This is a genomic window from Lysobacter sp. CC-YZS074, assembly GCF_056739745.1.
Genome location: NZ_CP200301.1, coordinates 340,616 through 359,295, shown reverse-complemented (window position 1 = coordinate 359,295; position 18,680 = coordinate 340,616). Strand labels below are relative to the sequence as shown.

Annotated in this window: 15 protein-coding genes; 3 read left to right on the top strand and 12 right to left on the bottom strand. The window is 68.5% G+C overall.

The window, feature by feature from the left end; all coding sequences use genetic code 11:
- Positions 1–184: 184 nt before the first annotated feature.
- The 3 genes from U8331_RS01530 to U8331_RS01520 all read right to left on the bottom strand — a co-directional run bounded on the left by U8331_RS01530 (position 185) and on the right by U8331_RS01520 (position 4,187).
- Entirely contained in the window at positions 185–880 is a 696-nt protein-coding gene (locus U8331_RS01530; protein ID WP_481131881.1) for a response regulator transcription factor, read from the bottom strand.
- 95 nt (positions 881–975) lie between these two features.
- Complete coding sequence (locus tag U8331_RS01525; protein WP_481131880.1) at positions 976–2,688, bottom strand: alpha-amylase family glycosyl hydrolase; 1,713 nt, start codon at positions 2,686–2,688, stop codon at positions 976–978.
- The gene (locus U8331_RS01520; RefSeq protein WP_481131879.1) at positions 2,685–4,187 is read right to left on the bottom strand and encodes an MFS transporter; all 1,503 of its coding nucleotides are present in this window, start codon (positions 4,185–4,187) and stop codon (positions 2,685–2,687) included. Before U8331_RS01520 ends, U8331_RS01525 begins: the two co-directional genes overlap by 4 nt.
- Positions 4,188–4,406: 219 nt before the next feature.
- Here U8331_RS01520 and U8331_RS01515 point away from each other — a divergent pair, with 219 nt between their 5' ends.
- From U8331_RS01515 to U8331_RS01505, 3 genes are all read left to right on the top strand, one after another.
- Positions 4,407–6,035 carry an alpha-glucosidase family protein gene (locus U8331_RS01515; RefSeq protein ID WP_481131878.1) on the top strand — a complete coding sequence of 543 codons (1,629 nt, stop codon included), beginning with the start codon at positions 4,407–4,409 and terminating at the stop codon, positions 6,033–6,035.
- Positions 6,036–6,045: 10 nt separating this feature from the next.
- The gene (locus tag U8331_RS01510) at positions 6,046–8,889 is read left to right on the top strand and encodes an alpha-1,6-glucosidase domain-containing protein (RefSeq protein WP_481131877.1); all 2,844 of its coding nucleotides are present in this window, start codon (positions 6,046–6,048) and stop codon (positions 8,887–8,889) included.
- 89 nt (positions 8,890–8,978) lie between these two features.
- Positions 8,979–11,015, top strand: coding sequence for a glycoside hydrolase family 97 protein (locus U8331_RS01505; RefSeq protein WP_481131876.1), 2,037 nt, complete (start codon positions 8,979–8,981; stop codon positions 11,013–11,015).
- Positions 11,016–11,033: 18 nt separating this feature from the next.
- On the opposite strand, the gene U8331_RS01500 is transcribed toward U8331_RS01505, so the two are convergent.
- The 9 genes from U8331_RS01500 to U8331_RS01460 all read right to left on the bottom strand — a co-directional run bounded on the left by U8331_RS01500 (position 11,034) and on the right by U8331_RS01460 (position 18,552).
- On the bottom strand, positions 11,034–11,372 hold the full coding sequence (locus U8331_RS01500) for a zinc ribbon domain-containing protein YjdM (RefSeq protein WP_481131875.1): 339 nt from the start codon (positions 11,370–11,372) through the stop codon (positions 11,034–11,036).
- Positions 11,373–11,438: 66 nt separating this feature from the next.
- Positions 11,439–11,576 carry a hypothetical protein gene (locus tag U8331_RS01495; RefSeq protein ID WP_481131874.1) on the bottom strand — a complete coding sequence of 46 codons (138 nt, stop codon included), beginning with the start codon at positions 11,574–11,576 and terminating at the stop codon, positions 11,439–11,441.
- Positions 11,577–11,616: 40 nt separating this feature from the next.
- Positions 11,617–11,991 carry a nuclear transport factor 2 family protein gene (locus U8331_RS01490; protein ID WP_481131873.1) on the bottom strand — a complete coding sequence of 125 codons (375 nt, stop codon included), beginning with the start codon at positions 11,989–11,991 and terminating at the stop codon, positions 11,617–11,619.
- Between the two features lie 73 nt (positions 11,992–12,064).
- Positions 12,065–12,367, bottom strand: a complete 303-nt coding sequence (locus U8331_RS01485; protein WP_481131872.1) for a hypothetical protein — start codon at positions 12,365–12,367, stop codon at positions 12,065–12,067.
- Between the two features lies 1 nt (position 12,368).
- On the bottom strand, positions 12,369–12,872 hold the full coding sequence (locus U8331_RS01480) for a GNAT family N-acetyltransferase (RefSeq protein WP_481131871.1): 504 nt from the start codon (positions 12,870–12,872) through the stop codon (positions 12,369–12,371).
- 58 nt (positions 12,873–12,930) lie between these two features.
- On the bottom strand, positions 12,931–13,374 hold the full coding sequence (locus U8331_RS01475; RefSeq protein WP_481131870.1) for a YbbD-related protein: 444 nt from the start codon (positions 13,372–13,374) through the stop codon (positions 12,931–12,933).
- Between the two features lie 599 nt (positions 13,375–13,973).
- Positions 13,974–14,765, bottom strand: coding sequence for a hypothetical protein (locus tag U8331_RS01470; protein WP_481131869.1), 792 nt, complete (start codon positions 14,763–14,765; stop codon positions 13,974–13,976).
- A gap of 120 nt (positions 14,766–14,885) precedes the next feature.
- A complete protein-coding gene (locus U8331_RS01465) occupies positions 14,886–15,338 on the bottom strand; it encodes a hypothetical protein (protein ID WP_481131868.1) in 453 nt (150 codons plus the stop codon).
- 574 nt (positions 15,339–15,912) lie between these two features.
- Positions 15,913–18,552, bottom strand: a complete 2,640-nt coding sequence (locus U8331_RS01460; protein WP_481131867.1) for an alpha-amylase family glycosyl hydrolase — start codon at positions 18,550–18,552, stop codon at positions 15,913–15,915.
- Between the last annotated feature and the right edge of the window lie 128 nt (positions 18,553–18,680).

Sequence of the window (18,680 nt, the reverse complement as noted above, 5' to 3'; positions counted from 1 at the left end):
CGGCGGGGCCCGCAGTCAGTCAGTCGGTCGGGGATTCAGGAACGGAATGGATCCGCCGCAGCCACGCGCTGCGCTGCCGCCCCCCTGCCAGCGGAGGCGCACTCTAGGGACCCACATCACACTTTGCAATCACTTGCGACTCACCTCGGGGTGAGCGACTGCAAGTTTCGGACCTCGGCCCGCGTCAGACTTCCAGCACGTAGCCGACCGCGCGAACCGACCGGATCGGCAAGGTCTCACCGAGGGCCGCGGCGGCGCGGCGGCGCAGCCGGTGCACCACCATGTCCAGACGGTGCGGGTCGAAATCGGCGGGGTCCTCGGCCATGCACGCCGCGATCGCCTTGCGGCTCACCACCTGGCCGCGGTCACCGGCCAGTGCGGTGAGCAGCTTGTGCTCGGCCTGGGTGAGCATCATCGATTTGCCGGATGGCGAGCACAGCCGCCACCCCTCCAGCTCGATCTTCCAACCGCCGGCAGGCGCGCCCACGGAGCGGCCCGTGCGGCGGGCCAGGCTGCGCAGGGTGGCCGCCAGTACCTCCACGTCCACCGGTTTGGTGAGGTAGGCGTCGGCGCCGCCATCGAGCCCGCGTACGCGGTCGGCGGCGGCCGCGCGGCCGGTCAACAGCACGCGCGGTGCGTCGGACACCGTGGCCAGATGCGCGGCGAGGCTGAAGCCGTCCTCGTCCGGCAACCCGACGTCGATCACGAAGAACGCGAAGTCCCGCGCCAGCATCGCCCGGTACATCTCCCGCGCGCTGCCCACGGCCTCCACCTCGTAACCCTCGTCGCGCAGCCCCGGGACCAGGATGCGGTCGCGGAGCTCGTCATCGTCCTCGACGAGCATCACCCAGGACGGACTGGCGACATCGTTGTCGGACATGCGACTCCCGCGCGTGGGCACCGCTGCCAACGATACGGCAGCGGCCGTGGCCACTCCATTGCGACGTGGCTGCGAAGCGGACGCTTTGCCGCCGATCAATCCCCGCGCCGCGTACCGGCCATCGCGATGTCGAGCGCTCCGGCCAGGCCCGCGTCGCGCACCGGCGCATCGAGGACGAACACCTTGACTCCGTGCGCGGGCACCGTCGCTGCCAGCGCATCGCTGCTGGCGACCTCGACGCGTCCACCGTCCAGCGCGTCGCGCCATTCGCCTGCCTGCAGGTAGCGCTCGACCGCGAACGCCGCCGGTGCGTCGCCCTTGTTGAGCAGCACCAGCGCGATCTGCGCCTGGTCGCCGTGCTGCAGCACGCGGTAGAACGCGGCGCGGTCGCCTTCCAGTTCCACGTTGACCTGCAGCCCGCGCTGCAGTGCGGGCGTGGTGGCGCGGACCCGGGCGATCCGCACCAACTGCCTGTGGATCGGGTGGCCGATCGCGGCGTCGATGCGGTCCTGCCCGAAGTAGTTGCGGTTGCCGGCATGCTCGCCGGCGCCACGCATGAAGCCGGTTTCCGAGCCGTAGTAGACGACCGGGATCCCACGCGCGGTGAACAGCCAGTTGTGGGCGTCGATGAAGCCGGCATCGTCGGCATCCATCCGCGGCATGTCGTGGTTGTCGTAGAAGGTCATCAGCTCGTAGGGGTTGGCGTACGGGCCGTCGACCAGGTACAGCGCATCGGCCAGCGTTTCGTACCCGCCGTCGGCGGTGCCGAACACCTCCTGCAGCGCCGCCTTCAGGGGGAAGTCGAGCACGCTGACGCCGCCGTTCTCCGGCCAGGTGTGCGGGGCGATGTTGGCGGCCTCGTGGTCGAACGCCTCGCCGAACATGAAGAACCCCGGGTGCCTCGCGCGGATGCGGTCGCTGAAGGCTTTCCAGAACGGGTGCGGCACGTGGCGGATGGTGTCGAGGCGGAACGCGCCGGCGCCCTGGTCGATCCACCGGGAGTAGGCGCGCACGAAGTAATCGAGCACCGCCGGATTGGTGTCGTCGAGGTTGGACAGCTGGGCGAGGTCGGGCTCGTCGTGGAAGAACGCGTGCAGCGGGTTGCCGTCCGGATCGAGGTCGGCCGGCGCGAGATTCTGGTGGTCGGCAACCAGGGTGCCGTCGGCGTCGTACAGCTCGCCGAACTTCGGCTGGTCGACCGGCATCGTGAACGACGGCGAGCCGTGGTTGGCGACGATGTCGAGCACGGTCACCAGCCCGTGTTCGCGCAGTCCCGCGGTGAGGCCGGCGAAGTCGAGGCCGGGACTGGGCAGGTGTTCGTCCACCTCGAAGAAGTTGACGCCCCAGTAGCCGTGGTAGCCGGTCTTGCCGCGGTCCTTGAAGAACGCGTCGGAGCCGACCGGGTCGCCGCCGGTGAAGGCCTCATCGGGGTTGTCGACGATCGGCGTCAGCCACACCGCACCGAAGCCCATGTCGGCGATGTAGCCGGCGTTGTCGAGCAGGCCGCGGAAGTCGCCGCCGAGATAGCCGATGTTGCCGCCGTGGGTCTCCGCTCCGGGGGTCGGCCGGTCGAAGGTGCGCAGCGCCGGGTCGGAACCGCCCTGCTCGCGCTGGTCGTTGGACAGATCGCCGTTGACGAAGCGGTCGGTCACCACGAAGTACACCGCGTTGGCGGCGAACGGCTCGGTGGTGCCGACGTAGTCGACGGCGTGCGCGGCGGGTGCGGCGGCACCTTCCGCCGGCGCGGCGACGTGGACGCAGCCACCCGCCAGCGCGGCCAGCAGGGCGAGGGACAGGGCGGATTTCATGCGGCCTCCCGACGTGGCACGGCGCGGCCCGACGTACCCGGCTCGCGCACCCGCAGCACGCACAGCCCCGCCACCACCAGGCTCAGGCCGCCGACCGCCAGCGCGTTGACCGGCTCACCACCGAGGAAGGTGTTGAGCAGGAACCCGAGCAGGCTCGCCGCCACCAGCTGCGGGATCACGATGAAGAAGTTGAAGATGCCCATGTACACGCCCATCTTGGCCGCCGGCAGGCAGTCCGACAGCAGCGCGTAGGGCAGCGACAGGATCGACGCCCAGGCGAAGCCGACCCCCACCATCGACAGCAGCAACCAGCGCGGGTCGTCGATCACCAGGAACGACAACAGGCCGAGCCCGCCGAGCACCGCGTTGACCAGGTGGCTCATGCGCAGCCCCAGCCGCCGCACCATCGCCGGAATGACCATGGCCGCCAGCGCCGCGAAGCCGTTGTAGGCCGCAAACAGCACGCCGACCCAGTTGGCGCCCTCGTTGTAGGTGGCCGATGTCGGATCGTCGCTGCCGAAGTGCACGCCGGTCACCGCCGCGGTGGTGTAGATCCACATCGCGAACAGCGCGAACCAGCTGAAGAACTGCACCACCGCCAGCTGCCGCATTACCGGCGGCATGTGGTGGAGGTCGCCGAGGATGCTTGCAACCGGGTGGTCGGCGCGCAGCCGGCGCAGCGCGAACTGGGCCAGCCCGTACGCGGCCAGCAGCCCGGCGAGGATGTACAGCTGCCTGTCGAGCGCGAACGCCGCGACCGCGCCGGCCAGCAAAGCGCCGGCACCGAGCCATGCACCGCCGTGCCTGGCCAGCCGCGCCCTGTCCAGCGGCGGCCGCACCTGCACCGGTGCCTCGTCCCAGGCATGCAGCTGCGCCGGCGGGTATTCGCGGGTGCGCAGCACGGTCCAGCCGACCGCCAGCAGCAGCACCGCGCCGCCGAACCAGAACGCGTAGCGCACCGTGTCGGGCACCTCGCCCGGGCCGGCGGTGTTGGATACGCCGAAATGCGCCAGCACGAACGGCAGCAGGCTCGCCACCACCGAGCCGACGCCGATGAAGAAGCTCTGCATCGCGTAGCCGGTCGGCCGCTGGCGGCATGGCAGCTGGTCGCCGACGAACGCGCGGAACGGTTCCATCGCGATGTTGATCGACGCGTCCAGCACCCACAGCGTGCCGGCGGCGATCCACAGCACCGGCGACTCGGGCATCACGAACAGCGCCAGCGTCGCCAGCACCGCGCCGACCAGGAAGTACGGCCGGCGCCGGCCCAGCCCGGTCCAGGTGCGGTCCGACAGGTAGCCGACGATCGGCTGCACGATCAGGCCGGTCAGCGGCGCGGCGATCCACAGCACCGGGATGTCGTCCATCTCCGCGCCGAGGGTCTGGAAGATCCGGCTGACGTTGGCGTTCTGCAGGGCGAACCCGAACTGGATGCCGAGGAAGCCGAAGCACATGTTCCAGATCTGCCAGAACGACAGTTGCGGTTTGTCGCCCGCCATGCCCCGGCCCGTCACGTCATGCCCCATCCGCACCACCCCCAAGCAAGTCCGTCGCCATGGTAGTCAGCGGTGCAGGTGCACAATTTTCCTGCAAACGTATTCATCGCCGGCGCACCCGCGGCGGCAACATGCTGCGGTGCGGGCCGTGGAATAGTGGCGCCCCGGCGAGCCGCCCCCGCGGCCGCCCAACCGACCGGCGAGATGTTTGTGGGGACGCGGATGGCGACAGCACCCTGGTGGCGCGGCGCGGTGATCTACCAGATCTACCCGCGCAGCTTCCTGGACACCAACGGCGACGGCGTCGGCGACCTGCCGGGCATCATCGCGCAGCTCGACCACGTCGCCCGCCTTGGCGTCGACGCGATCTGGGTGTCGCCGTTCTTCACCTCGCCGATGGCCGACTACGGCTACGACATCGCCGACTTCCGCGACGTCGACCCGCTGTTCGGCACCCTCGCCGACTTCGACCGTCTGCTGGCCGAGGCCCACGCGCGCGGCATCCGGGTGATGATCGACCAGGTGTTGAGCCACAGCTCCGACCAGCACCCGTGGTTCGCCGAGAGCCGCGCCAGCCGCGGCAACCCGCGCGCCGACTGGTACGTCTGGGCCGACCCGAAGCCCGACGGCACCCCGCCCAACAACTGGCTGTCGATCTTCGGCGGCGGCGCGTGGACCTGGGAGCCGCGACGCGAGCAGTACTACCTGCACAACTTCCTGTCCTCGCAGCCGCAGCTGAACTTCCACAACCCCGCCGTGCGCGCGGCGATGCTCGACAACCTGCGCTTCTGGCTCGACCGCGGCGTCGACGGCATGCGGCTGGACTCGATCAACTTCTGCTTCCACGACGCGCAGCTGCGCGACAACCCGGCCAAGCCTGCGCACCTGCGCGTCGGCCGCGGCTTCAGCGCCGACAACCCGTACGCGTACCAGTACCACCACTACAACAACACGCAGCCGGAGAACCTCGCACTGATGGAGGAGCTGCGGGCGCTGTTCGACCGCTACCCCGGCGCAACCACGCTCGGCGAGATCTCCTCGGAGGACTCGCTCGGCACCATGGCCGAGTACGTCACCGGCAAGCGCCTGCACATGGGCTACAGCTTCGAGCTGCTGGTCGAGGACCGCAGCGCGGCATACATCCGCCACACGGTCGAGAACCTCGAGTCGCGCATGAGCGACGGTTGGCCGTGCTGGGCGCTGTCCAACCACGACGTGCAGCGCGCGGTGACGCGCTGGGGCGACGGCACGCACGGCGCCGATGCGAGCGACGACTTCGCCCGGCAACTGGTCGCGCTGGTGTGCTCGCTGCGCGGCTCGGTGTGCCTGTACCAGGGCGAGGAGCTCGGCCTGCCCGAGGCCGAGGTGCCGTACGAGAAGCTGCGCGACCCGTACGGCATCGCGTTCTGGCCCAACTTCAAGGGCCGCGACGGCTGCCGCACGCCGATGCCGTGGACCGCCGACCCCGATGCCGGCTTCAGCCCGGCCGAGCCGTGGCTGCCGGTGCCCGAGACCCACCGCGCGCGCAATGTCGCCACGCAGGAGGCCGACCCGGGCTCGGTGCTCAACAGCGCGCGCCGCTTCCTGCGCTGGCGCAGCGCGCAGCCGGCACTGGTGGGCGGCGACATCGCCTTCGTCGACGCGCCGGAGCCCGTGCTGGCGTTCACCCGCGCGCTGGGCCAAGAGCGCGTGCTGGTGGTGTTCAACCTATCGAACGGTGAAGTGTCGTGGCCGCTGCCGGCCGGCATGGCGCCGCGCGCGCTCGACGATCACGGACTGGCCGCCGGCGCGGCCGCCGATGGCGAACTGCGGCTGCCGCCGCACGGGGTGTTCTTCGCCCGCATCGACTGAGGAGGTCGCGATGGTGGTACGCAGCGTCGGAAGCAGTCCCGCCGGTTCGCCGGCCTGCGCGGCCCGGCGCCTCGCGATCGCCCTCGCGCTGGCTGCCGGCGTCGCCTTACCGACCTGCGCGGCGGAGCCCGCTGGAAGCCTTGCGCTGCCGACGGGTTCCACCATTGCCGCGCTCGATACCGCGGCCTGCGATGCCGACGCATTCGCCACCACGCTGCATGCCGCGCCCGGCGCCCTGACCGATGCCAGCGCGTACTGGCTTGACCGTCGCCTGTTGCAGTGGCCGGGCGTCGACGCCGATGCCTCGTCGCAGTTCCGCCTGTACCACTCGGCGACCGGTGCGATCACCGCCGGTGCGGGGCGCGCGGTCGATGGTGCCGATGGCGCGCTTGCGCTGTCGGTGCACGACGCGCCGCTGCCGGACGCAATCGCCGGGCGCTTCGGCTTCATCGGCGACGGCGTCGTGCTGTCGCTGGCCGATGCCGATGCCGCCACCGTGCCGTCGCTGCTGCGCGGCCAACTGGTGCTGGTGCGCGAAGACGCCGACGCCAAGGTGCTCGCCGCGACCACGCTGCAGCACCCCGGCGCGCTCGACGACCTCTACGCCGCGGCGGCCGCGGTGGATGACCTCGGCGCGACGCCCGACAACGACGGCACCGGCTTCCGCCTCTGGGCACCGACCGCGCGCGACGTCTCGCTGTGCCTGTACGACGACGGCAGCGGCGCCGCCAACGCGCGGGTGCCGCTGCAACGCGACGACGCCACCGGTGCCTGGTTGACGCGGCTGCCGGGCGACCGTTCCGGCACCTACTACACCTACTTCGTCGACGTGTTCGTGCCCGGCACCGGCGTGGTCCGCAACCGCGTCACCGATCCGTACTCGATCAGCCTGACCACCGATTCCAAGCGCAGCTACATCGCCGACCTCGACGACGCCACGCTCAAGCCCGCCGGCTGGGACGACGCGGCACGACCGGCGCCGCTTGCGGCGCAGACCGACATGGTCATCTACGAGTTGCACGTGCGCGACTTCTCGCGCGACGACGCGACCGTCAGCGCTGCCAACCGCGGCAGGTACCTCGCCTTCACCGAATCCGGCAGCAACGGCATGCGCCATCTGCACGCACTCGCCGATGCCGGCCTGACCGACGTCCACCTGCTGCCGGTGTTCGACCTCGCGACCGTGCCCGAGGCCGGCTGCATCGAACCCGACGTGCCGGCCGCCGCGCCCGACAGCGACGCCCAGCAGGCCGCGGTGATGGCGGTCGCCGCGCGCGACTGCTTCAACTGGGGCTACGACCCGTACCACTTCAACGCGCCCGAGGGCAGCTTCGCCAGCGACGCGGCCGACGGCGCGGTGCGCATCCGCGAGTTCCGCGCGATGGTGCAGGCGCTGCACGCCGCCGGCCTGCGGGTCGGCATGGACGTGGTCTACAACCACACCACCGCGTCGGGGCAGGTGCAGCGCTCGGTGCTGGACCGCGTCGTGCCCGGCTACTACCAGCGCCTCGACGCGCACGGCGCGGTCACCACCTCGACCTGCTGCGACAACACCGCCACCGAGCACCTGATGATGGGCAAGCTGATGCTCGATTCGGCGGCGCTGTGGGCGGAGCACTACCGGATCGACTCGTTCCGCTTCGACCTGATGGGCCACCAGCCGCGCGACGTGATGGAACAGCTGCAGCGCCGAGTCGACGAAGCCGCCGGCCGCCACGTGAACCTGATCGGCGAGGGCTGGAACTTCGGCGAGGTCGCCGACGGCGCGCGCTTCGTGCAGGCCTCGCAGCTTTCGCTGCAGGGCTTGGGGATCGGCACTTTCAGCGACCGCGCGCGCGATGCGATCCGTGGCGGCGGTGCCGGAGACCGGGGCGCGGCGATGTTCGTCCAGGGCTACGTCAACGGCCTGCACTACGCGCCCAATGCCCACGCCGCGCCGGGCGATGCCGACGCCAGCCGCGACGCGCTGCTGCACGCCGCCGACCTGGTCCGCGCCGGCCTCGCCGGCACCCTCGCCGACTACGTCATCACGGACGCCACCGGCGCGACCATCCCGCTGTCGCGGCTCGACTACAAGGGCCAGCCCGCCGGCTACGCCGCGCAACCGGCCGAGGTCGTCAACTACGTCGAGAACCACGACAACCAGACCCTGTTCGACGTCAACGCGCTCAAGCTGCCTGCAGGCACCGGCCGCGAGGACCGCGCCCGCGTGCAGGTGCTGGCGTTGGCGCTGAACGCCTTCAGCCAGGGCATCGCCTACTTCCACGCCGGCGGCGAACTGCTGCGCTCCAAGTCGCTGGACCGCAACAGCTTCGACTCCGGCGACTGGTTCAACCGGCTCGACTGGAGCGCGCGCGACAACCACTTCGGCACCGGCCTGCCACCGGTACCGGACAACCGCGACAGCTGGCCGCAGATGGCGCCGCTGCTCGCGGACCCGGCGATCAAGCCGACCGCGCGCGAGATCGCCTTCACCCGCGACGCCTTCCTCGACCTGCTACGCATCCGCGACAGTTCCACCCTGTTCCGCCTGCGTAGCGCCGATGACGTGAAGCAGCGGCTGCGCTTCCACAACACCGGCCCGGCGCAGAACCCGGCGGTGATCGCCGGCGAGCTCGACGGCCGCGGCTACCCCGGCGCTGGTTTCGACGCGCTGCTGTACCTGGTCAACGTGTCGGCCGAACCGCAGACGCTCGCGATCGACGGTGCCGCCGGCCGGCGCTTTGTGCTGCACCCGGTGCACCGCGGCGCCGGCGCCGCCGACCCGCGTCCGCGCGAAGCCGCGTCGTTCGACCACGCCACCGGCCGCTTCGTCGTGCCCGCCCGCACCGCGGTGGTCTACGTCATCGAGTGAACAACGTTCCGCGTCCGCTTCGGGCGCTTTCGGGAAGACCGGCACGCGCGCCGGAATCCGCCACCCGGTTAGCAAGGGGAAGAACACACATGCGCCGTCCAATCCTGTCCATCGTCCACGCGCTCCTCGCTGCCGCGCTTCTGGCGTCCACCGCCCATGCCGAAACGGTCGCCACCGTCACATCCCCGAACGACGTGCTCACGGTCGAACTCGACCTGCACGAAGGCCGCGTCGGCTACCGCGTCGAGCGCTTCGGCGAACCGGTGATCGAGACCTCCGCGCTCGGCTTCATGCTGCGCGGCAGCGGCAAGCTCGAACGCAACCTCGCCCTGACCTCGCAGGCGACCCGCAGCTTCGACGAGACCTGGGAGCAGCCCTGGGGCGAGGACCGCTTCGTCCGCAACCACTACAACGAGCTGCGCGCCACGCTGACCGAGACGATCAGCCCGCAGCGCACCTTCGACGTGGTGTTCCGCGTGTATGACGACGGCATCGGCTTCCGCTACGAGTTCCCGGAGCAGGCCGCCGCCGACGAGCTGATCATCGACGACGAGCTGACCGAGTTCGCCCTCGCCGACCCCGCCACCGCGTGGTGGATCCCGGCCGGCGAGTGGAACCGCTACGAGTACCTGTACAACCGCACGCCGCTGGCCGAAGTCACCACCGCCCACACGCCGATGACCGTGCGCACCGACGACGGCCTGCACATCGCCTTCCACGAGGCCGCGCTGGTCGACTACGCCGGCATGTGGCTGCGCCGCGCCGACGGCCGCCGCTTCCGCGCCCAGCTCGCGCCCGCCTCGGAAGGCTGGAAGGTCCGCCGCACGCTGCCGTTCAACACCCCGTGGCGGACCCTGCAGATCGCCGACAGCGCCGCCGCGCTGTACGAATCCTCCGACCTGATCCTCAACCTCAACGAGCCCAACCGGCTCGGCGACGTGAGCTGGTTCACGCCGGGCAAGTACGTCGGCATCTGGTGGTCGCTGCACCTGGAGACCGAAACCTGGGCCACCGGCAAGAAGCACGGCGCCACCACCGCCAACACGAAGCGCTACATCGACTTCGCCGCCGAGCACGGTTTCCGCGGCGTGCTGGTCGAGGGCTGGAACCCGGGTTGGGATGGCCAGTGGTTCGGCAACGGCTACGACTTCGACTTCACCCGCGCCACGCCCGACTTCGACATCGAGGCGCTGTCGGACTACGCCGCTTCAAAGGGCGTGCACCTGATCGGCCACCACGAGACCGGCTGCGCGGTCAGCCACTACGAGGACCAGATGGCCGACGCGTTCGCGATGAACGCCCGGCTCGGCATCGACGTGGTCAAGACCGGCTACGTCTGCGACGCCGGCGGCATCGAACGGCGCCTGCCCGACGGCTCCATCGCGCGCGAATGGCACGACGGCCAGTGGAACGCGAACCACCACCTACGCGTGCTCGAAGCGGCGGCCAGGCACCGCGTCGCGATCAACGCGCACGAGCCGATCAAGGACACCGGCCTGCGCCGCACCTACCCCAACTGGGTCAGCCGCGAGGGCGCGCGCGGTATGGAGTACGGCGCCTGGGCCGACCCGACCAACCCGCCCGAACACGAGGCCAACCTCGTGTTCACCCGTATGCTGTCGGGGCCGATGGACTACACCCCCGGCATCCTCAGCCTGCAGGGCCGCGGCCAGCCGATCCAGACCACCCTCGCCAAGCAGCTCGCGCTGTACGTGGTGCTGTACAGCCCGGTGCAGATGGCCGCCGACCTGCCGGAGAACTATGCGAAGCACATGGATGCGTTCCAGTTCATCAAGGACGTGCCGGCCGACTGGTCACGCACCGAAGTGCTCAACGGCGACGTCGGCGACTACGTGACCTTCGCGCGGCAGGACCGCCACAGCGACGACTGGTACCTGGGCAGCATCACCGACGAGCGCGGCCGCGTGCTGCGGGTGCCGCTGTCATTCCTTGAGCCCAGCCGCGCCTACACCGCGCAGGTCTACCGCGACGGCGAGGGCGCCCACTGGCGCGACGCGCCGTTCGCGTTCGAGCGGGAGACGGTCGAGGTCACCAGCGCCGACGTGCTGACCCTGCGCCTCGCCGCCGGCGGTGGCCAGGCGATCCGGTTTGTGCCGCGGCCTTAGCGGCCACCGGGCCGGCAATCAGGCCTTGCGCACGAACTCCGACTTCAGCTTCATCGGGCCGAAGCCGTCGATCTTGCAGTCGATGTTGTGGTCCTCGTCGACCAGCCGGATATTGCGCACCTTGGTACCGGCCTTGAGCGCGCCACTGGCGCCCTTGACCTTGAGGTCCTTGACCACCGTCACCGCATCGCCATCGGCCAGCACATTGCCGACCGCGTCGCGGTGCACCACCTGCGCCTCGTCGGCCGGCGCGGCGTCGCGGCTCCACTCGTGCGCGCATTCGGGGCAGACCAGCAACGCGCCATCCTCGTAGGTGAAGGCGGAACCGCAGGCGGGGCAAGGAGGCAGATCGGACATCGGAAGCTCGCGGAACGTGGCCGGTGGCGGCGGAAGCACGCCATTGTCGCCGATGACGGCGCGGGCTTACCGCGACGGTCGCCCACCACGCGCGCAATGCCGCACCGCGCGGGCCAACTGGCGGAGCAGGTAGACGCCGCCGACCACCAACGACGCCGCGACCAGCAGCACCGCGTGGTGGCCCAGCATCGAATCCAGAATCATCCCGTCATTCCGTCGTGGCCCATGGCCCCACCATACCCCGCTATTCCGCCGGCGACTCGGTATGCCCCGCCGCCAGCCACCGGCCGCCCTTCCGCACCCACGTGGTGGTGTCGTACACCAGCATCTCGACGTGCTCGCCGCCGGCGGTGAACGCCTGGCGCGCCCTGTACGACGCGATCGCCACGTCCGGCGTCGGGAACACCACCCGCTCGTCGAAGAACTCGAACGACGTGAGCCGCGCATCCTCCGACAGCGCCATCGCCTTGTACTCGGCTGGCGTGAAGTGGTGGATGCCGTGGGCGTTGGCCGTCACCGCCGGCTCGTCAAGCAGCGCGATGGCCGCGTCCACATCCATGTCCACCATCGCCTGCCAGAACCTGCGCTCCAGGCCCGTGATTTCGTCCGCGGTCGTCATCCCGTGCCCTCCGCCAGTGGAAAGCGCCGACTTTCGCATACCGGGGACGCCACGCCCGTGACGGCACCGCGCGCTACCAGAGCCACCGGGCGACGCGCATCAACAGGTCACAGAGCCAGCCGAACACGCTTGGCGCAAGGCGCGGGAAGGCGAAGGACAGAACGGCGAAACCCAGGATCGCAGCGCCCAGGCAGGACAGCGGCAACGCGTCCTCCGACACCGGCGCGATCTGGCTGTTGACGAGCAGCCAGAGCAGGCCAAACAGCGGCACAGAGAACAGCAGCGATGCGAACGCGGCCGCCGAGCGCCCGCCAAGTGTGAGGTCGGGGTCGATGCTTCGACGTGTCCGGGTACGTGGCTCCTGGCTTGAACGCACGTCAGGCCGTGGCTTCGAATGAGGCGTGGTATGCGACCTGCCCGGAGGGAACGGCGCCTCCCAGTGCAACGGCCTGGAAGTACCGGGCCGGAACGCCCGGCAGTACCAGGCCCGGCTCGGGGCGGAAGCCGAAGCGCGCATAGTAATCCGGCTCGCCGAGTACGACACAGCCCGCCGCGCCCAGGGCGCGGAGTTCCCTTAAAGCGTCAGCCACGAGGAGCGCCCCCAGCCCTTGACCCTGGCGCTCGGGAACAACGGACACCGGACCGAGGCCATACCAGTCCGCAGTGCCATCAGAGATGGATACAGGCGACGCGGCAACGTGACCCACGACCTGCCCCTGATCTTCGGCGACAAGCGATACGGCGAGCTGGCCGGCGTTCCGGAGCGCTGCAACGATGTGCTGCTCGGTGCCACTGGAATGCTCGGCGGATCGAAAGGCGGCAACGGTCGCAGCCGCGATGGCGGAAATGTCAGCGGCAACTTCTTTTCGGATGTTGGTCATATCACCAAGCCTGCGTCAGAGTGAAGCAGTGCAGAGAAGCGGCGGCGGCTCGAGTGAATTATTGGTGGGCATAAGTGCGCCAATGAAGCACTCGTTGCCCATCCGTTCTGACACCGACAAACATGTACTTCGTCGCGTCCGCCGGACACCTGAAGAAGGTATATGACTCGCGGAGTTCCTGCTCGCTTGGCCACCAACGGCGCTGGATGTAGGCCGGAACAGTGTCTTCGAAATCGGTCGGAGTGCAGCTTTCTGGAAGCGCCAGCGAACTTCTGCCTGGAATTGAGAAAGACAGCTCACTGACATTTGAGTCAATGTTGTGGGTTTCCTGGAGATTCGTCGCGTTCAGAGGTAACCAGCGCGGAATCCACCCCCTCTCCAAGTAGCCACTATCAATGACTTCTTTGGCTGTGGGGTAAGAGACGTCAGTTGTCTCCCAGAAGCAACCAGGCGCCAATAGGCAAGCCAAGAGAACCAATGAATGCTGAAAGTGTTTACTCATCTGCAAACACCTAAATTAAGCCGACCCGCAGCGGACAACTGGAGCACGACGCGCTTGCCGATGCGACGGTGTGGCCGAAGGAACGATGCGGGTTCGACTTGAATGAATTGCTAGGTCTGCAGCCAATATGCCTGCCGACCTAGTGAAGATCCACCAAAGGAGCCTGACTGCCATTTGTTGAAACCTCGACAATCGCAGTATCTGTTCCGCTTGGTAGTGACACCCGCATCCCAAACCGAAGCTGCCTTTTACCAGCGAAAGATCTTGAGCGGTAGGCGCACCAGTAACAGATTGTAAAGCGAGCATCAGACGCCTCCGGGTGGGTTTGCAAGTACGCGGTGCGTGCAGCATCAAACTCTCGAGTGTGCTCGAGCCGCTTGAAGTGCCAAGCGCCTAGCGCAAGTAAAACGATCGCCAAGATTGCGCCGATTGGCCCGCCTACATGGATTTTGCGCACCCGAGATGTCTCCGTGCAGACCTAACGCCTGAATTAAGCCGACTTGCGTAGTGGAGGCAAAAGCGTAGCAAGCTTTCTCTGCCACGCTTTTGCTGTAACGAAGCAAGTTCGGCTTGAATGAATTAGGCCCGACCTAAGCGCGCTACAGCTCATCGCCATGGGCAAATGGCGGCTGCGTAGGTCCGAGCCAAACGGTAAAGCACTCCGCCGGTTTGGCTGACCTATCACCGAAGTGCAGGGCTCCAGAAGCGCGAACGTGCTTTAGGTAATTGATGACGTTCTGGTGCTTGCTTGGAGCCTTATCGAGACGGGCGCGTTGTAGCAAGTCTTTACTGCCCGTCTCAATCACTGCGTTAAAACGCCAATTCAATATTCGATGTGCCGCCTGCGGAGCGTCTTTCCACGGCACCTGATACTCCAAGAAATAGTAGTGGAGTGCATTCTCGGGGTCCTGGGCTGCTTTCAGCAAATTTGGATACGCCTCCCATACGGAGTCGGCGATACACACGCCCGCCCATTCCTGTTGTTGCTCCGTTAAGTATGCTTGTGTAAGCGCATCTCCTAGGGTAATCGCGGTTTCTGGGTTGTGATAAAGCTGCCCCGCAGCTACCGCGCCTCTCACAGGAAGCTTCTTAACCAGCATGAAAATGAAGAGCAGCCTCGCGTACAACAGCAGCTTGAGGCAGCTCTCCTCGCTCTCGTCGAGTGCGACCAGCACAATCGAATCGGAAAAAATCTGACGGTAGCACCAAGGCTCACCTAGCTTGTGATTTGGGAGATAGGTGGGGCCGGACTTATCAAGTTGATGACGCGTGTTGAGGGCGGCCGTTGCCGATACCGCGTCCTCGTACTCTTTGGCCAATTCGTCTAGCGGCCTATCTTGAAGCAGCTGCTTGAAGCCAAGGATGTCTAGGAATGCGACGGCACGCGCCATGAACTCTCTCGTAGGTCTAACGCCTGAGTTAAGCCGACGTGCGTAGCGGAGCCAACAACATGGCAAGCTTTACCTGCCATGTTATTGGTGTAGCGAAGCAGGTTCGGCTTGAACGAATTGTTAGGTGCGTGCCTGATTGGCGACTTGAAGCACCTGATGGGTGAGATGCACCGCTACATCTTGGGCAAGCGAGTATGCAGGATGGATGACCTCAAAGGCTTCCCGCGCTTCCTCAAGTAATTTCATGCGTGTTGCCTCATCCAGCATGGCGAGCGAATTACGCTTGAACAGGTGATGTGCAACGAAATTCCTGGCTTTTAGGGCCTTACCGAACGCTGCTTCAAGGTCTTCAGCCATGTTGAGTTTTTTCCCCATCCTCCTGAGGGATTTGCCGAGCGTAAGCCCGTCGATTGCCGCCCGGAGACGTTGGTAGGCATCTGGATTGGGAGCTAAAAAACTGTTCGTCTCAAGCGCATCAAGCGCGAGGAGAGCTGTACCAAGCTCCATTTCGAGCATTTGCGAGACTTCTAGTGCTCGCCCTGCTGCTTCATAAACTGCCTGACGCGTAGACATGTGGTCAGCACCTAACACTTAGTCGACCCCAAAAATGGGGTGGTATCCGATACTCGCCGCGCTGGCGCACTCCCGTCAACCGCGCAGTTGCGGGCTTTCCGCACATCCCGCCGACCTCCACGCCGGCGCTACACCTCGATCCTGCGGTGCTATCTGTTACCGCCCCGGATACGCCGCATAAAACTGGCGCGCCGCCGCCAACAGCAGCTTCGCGAACTGCCGCCGGCCCCGGCTGCAAGCCGGCCCCACAGCCCCGCCGGCCGCCAGCCACCCGAATCCACTGCCCTGGCGGCGGATTCCACCCTCCAGGCACTGGATTCCAGCCCCGCAGCCCCGGATATCACTTCCCGGACACCGTTTCTCAGTGTCGAGAGACTGAATTTCACTCCTGCCACCACTGGAATTCGCCCCTCACACCATTGGTTTCCAGTCCCGGCGCTACTGACCGTCAACCCTCGATGCTTGAATTCCCGTCCCCGAAGGATCGATTTTCACCGGTCGCCGAGCGGGCGGCAGTATCCGGATCCCTGGCCGGCAGTCCCGGGTGGATGCCGCGCACTCCCCCGGGCGGGCGCTACTCACTGCTCGCCGGCATCGCGCCCAGTGTCACCGTGACGGCATCCATTACCCGCGCCCCGTCCGTGGTGCCGCCGCCGAACGCCATCGGCCCGGCGGTCGGCTGTAGCGGCCGGTAGTCGCCGTCGTAATCCCACGTGGTGACGTACAGCCGCGCGCCGTCCAGCGATGCCGGCTCGCCCAGCGCGGGGGCCGGCAGGATGAAGGTGATGGTGCGGGCGGCGGGGTCGACGTGGATGGTGGCGCCGGGGGTGATCGGGTTGCCTTCGTCATTGGCGCTGGCGCCAGCCGATGCGGTCAGCAGGTTGGACCAGCCGTGGGCGCGCAGGCGGCGGTGCCAGTGCATGCCGTCGGGGAGGCCGGCGTGCTGGCCGGGCATGGCGGTGGCACCGGGGCCGGCAGCGTCGCCGGGCAGCTGCAGGTAGGCGGTGATGGCCACGCGGTCGAAGCCGTTGGCGGGGTTCCAGCCGGTGCCGATGCCGCGCAGGGTCAGTTCGATGCGCAGGGCGCCGCCGGCGGTCCAGGCGCGCAGGCGCTCGATATCGGCTGGGTGCAGGTCGCGCCAGCCGGGGTCGGTCGGGTAGGTGTAGGTGCCGGTGGGGCCGGTGTCGTCGCCGCGTGGGTCGGCGTGGTCGGCGCGCAGTCGCCAGTCCAGGGCGACGCGGAAGTGGCGGGCGGCGCCGGCTTCGTCGTGGGCCGGGTCCCAGGCGACCACGCGGTGTTCGGTCGCGGAGTCGGTCATGCCGTCGGTGCGGACGGTGGCGCGCCAGCGGCCGTCGCTGTCGGCGCGCACGGCGGTGGTCGCGGCGAGGTTGCCGTCGGTCACGAGCTGGAAGGCGTGGCCGGGGCGCGCGGTGCCGGTCAGGTGCAGGTCACCGTCGACGGTGGGGATGGATGCGGGGTCGCCGCGGCGGATCGGGTCGATGGTCAGTGCGGCGGATGCCGGCGCGGCAGCCGTTGTGCCGCCCTGCCCGCGCGCGGCCCGCCACACCTGCCCGCTGCGCGGTGGCAGCACCAGCGTCACCGCGTCATCGGCGCCGACGGTGAGGTCGTCCGGGGCGCCGTCGATGCCGAACAGCCCGCGCAGGCGGGTGCCGGCCGGCAGCCCGGTGGCGAGGCGGTCGAGCAATGCGGGGTGGTCGGCGCTGTTGAGCACCACCAGCGCGCTGTCGCCGTCGTGGTCGGTGCGCCAGGCGATGGCGCCGGCGGCGGCCGGGTTGTCGGCGAGCACGGTCGGCACGCCGCGGGAGAACAGCGGGTGGTCGCGCCGCAGCGCGATCGCGCGTTGCAGGTAGCGGTACAGCGGCGCGTCGGCGTCGAAGTGGTCGCGGCCGCCACTGCCGGTACCGGCGGCGAACATCGACGCGCGCCGTTCGGCGAAGCCCTGCTCGGTGCCGTAGTAGATGACCGGGATGCCGGGCAGGGTCAGCATCGCCAGCAGCGCCTGCTTCAGCGCGGCCTCGTCGCCGCCGGCGAGGAAGCGGTCGACGTCGTGGTTGTCGAGGAAGCTCGGCATCCGGTGCGGGTCGGCGTGCAGCGCCATCATCGATTCGATGCGGTGGCGCAGCTCCGCGGTCGGCCGGCCGCGCGCGAACACGTCGCCGAGGCTGCCGTACAGCGGGAAATTGATCATCGACCCCAGCCCGCCGGGCGTGCGCATGTAGGCGTCGAGCTTGCGTGCCTGGGTGTCGTCGAACGGCCTGTCGCTGCCGAAGCCTTCGCCGAACGCGAGGAAGTCGTCGCGCCCGGTGGACGCGGCGACGCGGGCGATGCCGGGCGCGCCGGGGTCGTCGGCGTGCAGGAAGTCGGCGAAGAATTCCGCCGGCACGTGGAAGGCGGTGTCGACCCGGAACGCGTCGACGCCGACCTCGCGGATCCAGTGGCCGTAGGCCGCGCGCAGGGCGTCGCGCACGGCCGGGTTTTCGGTGTCGAGATCGTCTAGCCCGGCCAGCGCGAAGTCGAGCTCCTGCCGGCGCTGGCCGAAGTCGGTGATCTCCGGGGTCCAGTGGTAGAGGCCGGCGGCGAGGTCGGCATCGCGGCGCGGGTCGTTGCGGTCGAACGGCGCCTGCAGCGGCGCGCTGCGGCCCTGCGGGTCGGTGCGGACGGTGCAGTCGCGCGCGGGGTCGAGCGCGCCGTCGCCGCCGCCGTCATCGTCCGGCCCGCACTTCAGCCAGTCGCCGACGTGGTTCACCACCACGTCCTGCACCAGGACCATGCCGCGGCCATGCAGCGCGCGCGACAGCGCGCGGTAATCGTCGAGCGTGCCGTAGTGCGGGTCGACCGCGGTGAAGTCGCTGGCCCAATAGCCGTGGTAGCCGCCGTAGCTGCGGTCGGCATTGAGCCACTGCCCGGCCACCGGCGGGGTGATCCACACCGCGGTCGCGCCAAGGCCTTTGATGTAGTCGATGCGGCGGGTGAGTCCAGCCAGGTCGCCACCGCTGTAGCGCGACGGGTCGGCCGGGTCGTACTCGCCCGCGCCCTGGTCGTTGTTGGCGGGGTTGCCGTCGTCGAAGCGGTCGACCAGCACGAAGTAGATCACCTGGTCGCGCCAGTCCGGCGACGGCACGTGCAGTGCGCCTTCGCCCTGCTCCGCCGCGCCTGCCACCGGCATCGCGCCACACCACGCGAGTGCGGCCACGGCCGCGATCCGCCCACGCCAACCCGGCCCACTCCAGCGCAACGAACACCTCCGGCGGAATCGCCCGATGAATGCGCGCCCCACTATTCCACAGCGTCGTGACCGCCGATGCCGCGTTTCCGCGCGCC

Bases quoted from the DNA above. Each gene is read 5' to 3' on its own strand.
- U8331_RS01495 (WP_481131874.1), bottom strand. From the start codon at position 11,576: ATGATTCTGGATTCGATGCTGGGCCACCACGCGGTGCTGCTGGTCGCG.
- U8331_RS01475 (WP_481131870.1), bottom strand. From the start codon at position 13,374: ATGAGTAAACACTTTCAGCATTCATTGGTTCTCTTGGCTTGCCTATTG.
- U8331_RS01465 (WP_481131868.1), bottom strand. From the start codon at position 15,338: ATGTCTACGCGTCAGGCAGTTTATGAAGCAGCAGGGCGAGCACTAGAA.
- U8331_RS01500 (WP_481131875.1), bottom strand. From the start codon at position 11,372: ATGTCCGATCTGCCTCCTTGCCCCGCCTGCGGTTCCGCCTTCACCTAC.
- U8331_RS01520 (WP_481131879.1), bottom strand. From the start codon at position 4,187: ATGGCGGGCGACAAACCGCAACTGTCGTTCTGGCAGATCTGGAACATG.
- U8331_RS01470 (WP_481131869.1), bottom strand. From the start codon at position 14,765: ATGGCGCGTGCCGTCGCATTCCTAGACATCCTTGGCTTCAAGCAGCTG.
- U8331_RS01525 (WP_481131880.1), bottom strand. From the start codon at position 2,688: ATGAAATCCGCCCTGTCCCTCGCCCTGCTGGCCGCGCTGGCGGGTGGC.
- U8331_RS01505 (WP_481131876.1), top strand. From the start codon at position 8,979: ATGCGCCGTCCAATCCTGTCCATCGTCCACGCGCTCCTCGCTGCCGCG.
- U8331_RS01490 (WP_481131873.1), bottom strand. From the start codon at position 11,991: ATGACGACCGCGGACGAAATCACGGGCCTGGAGCGCAGGTTCTGGCAG.
- U8331_RS01480 (WP_481131871.1), bottom strand. From the start codon at position 12,872: ATGACCAACATCCGAAAAGAAGTTGCCGCTGACATTTCCGCCATCGCG.
- U8331_RS01515 (WP_481131878.1), top strand. From the start codon at position 4,407: ATGGCGACAGCACCCTGGTGGCGCGGCGCGGTGATCTACCAGATCTAC.
- U8331_RS01510 (WP_481131877.1), top strand. From the start codon at position 6,046: ATGGTGGTACGCAGCGTCGGAAGCAGTCCCGCCGGTTCGCCGGCCTGC.
- U8331_RS01530 (WP_481131881.1), bottom strand. From the start codon at position 880: ATGTCCGACAACGATGTCGCCAGTCCGTCCTGGGTGATGCTCGTCGAG.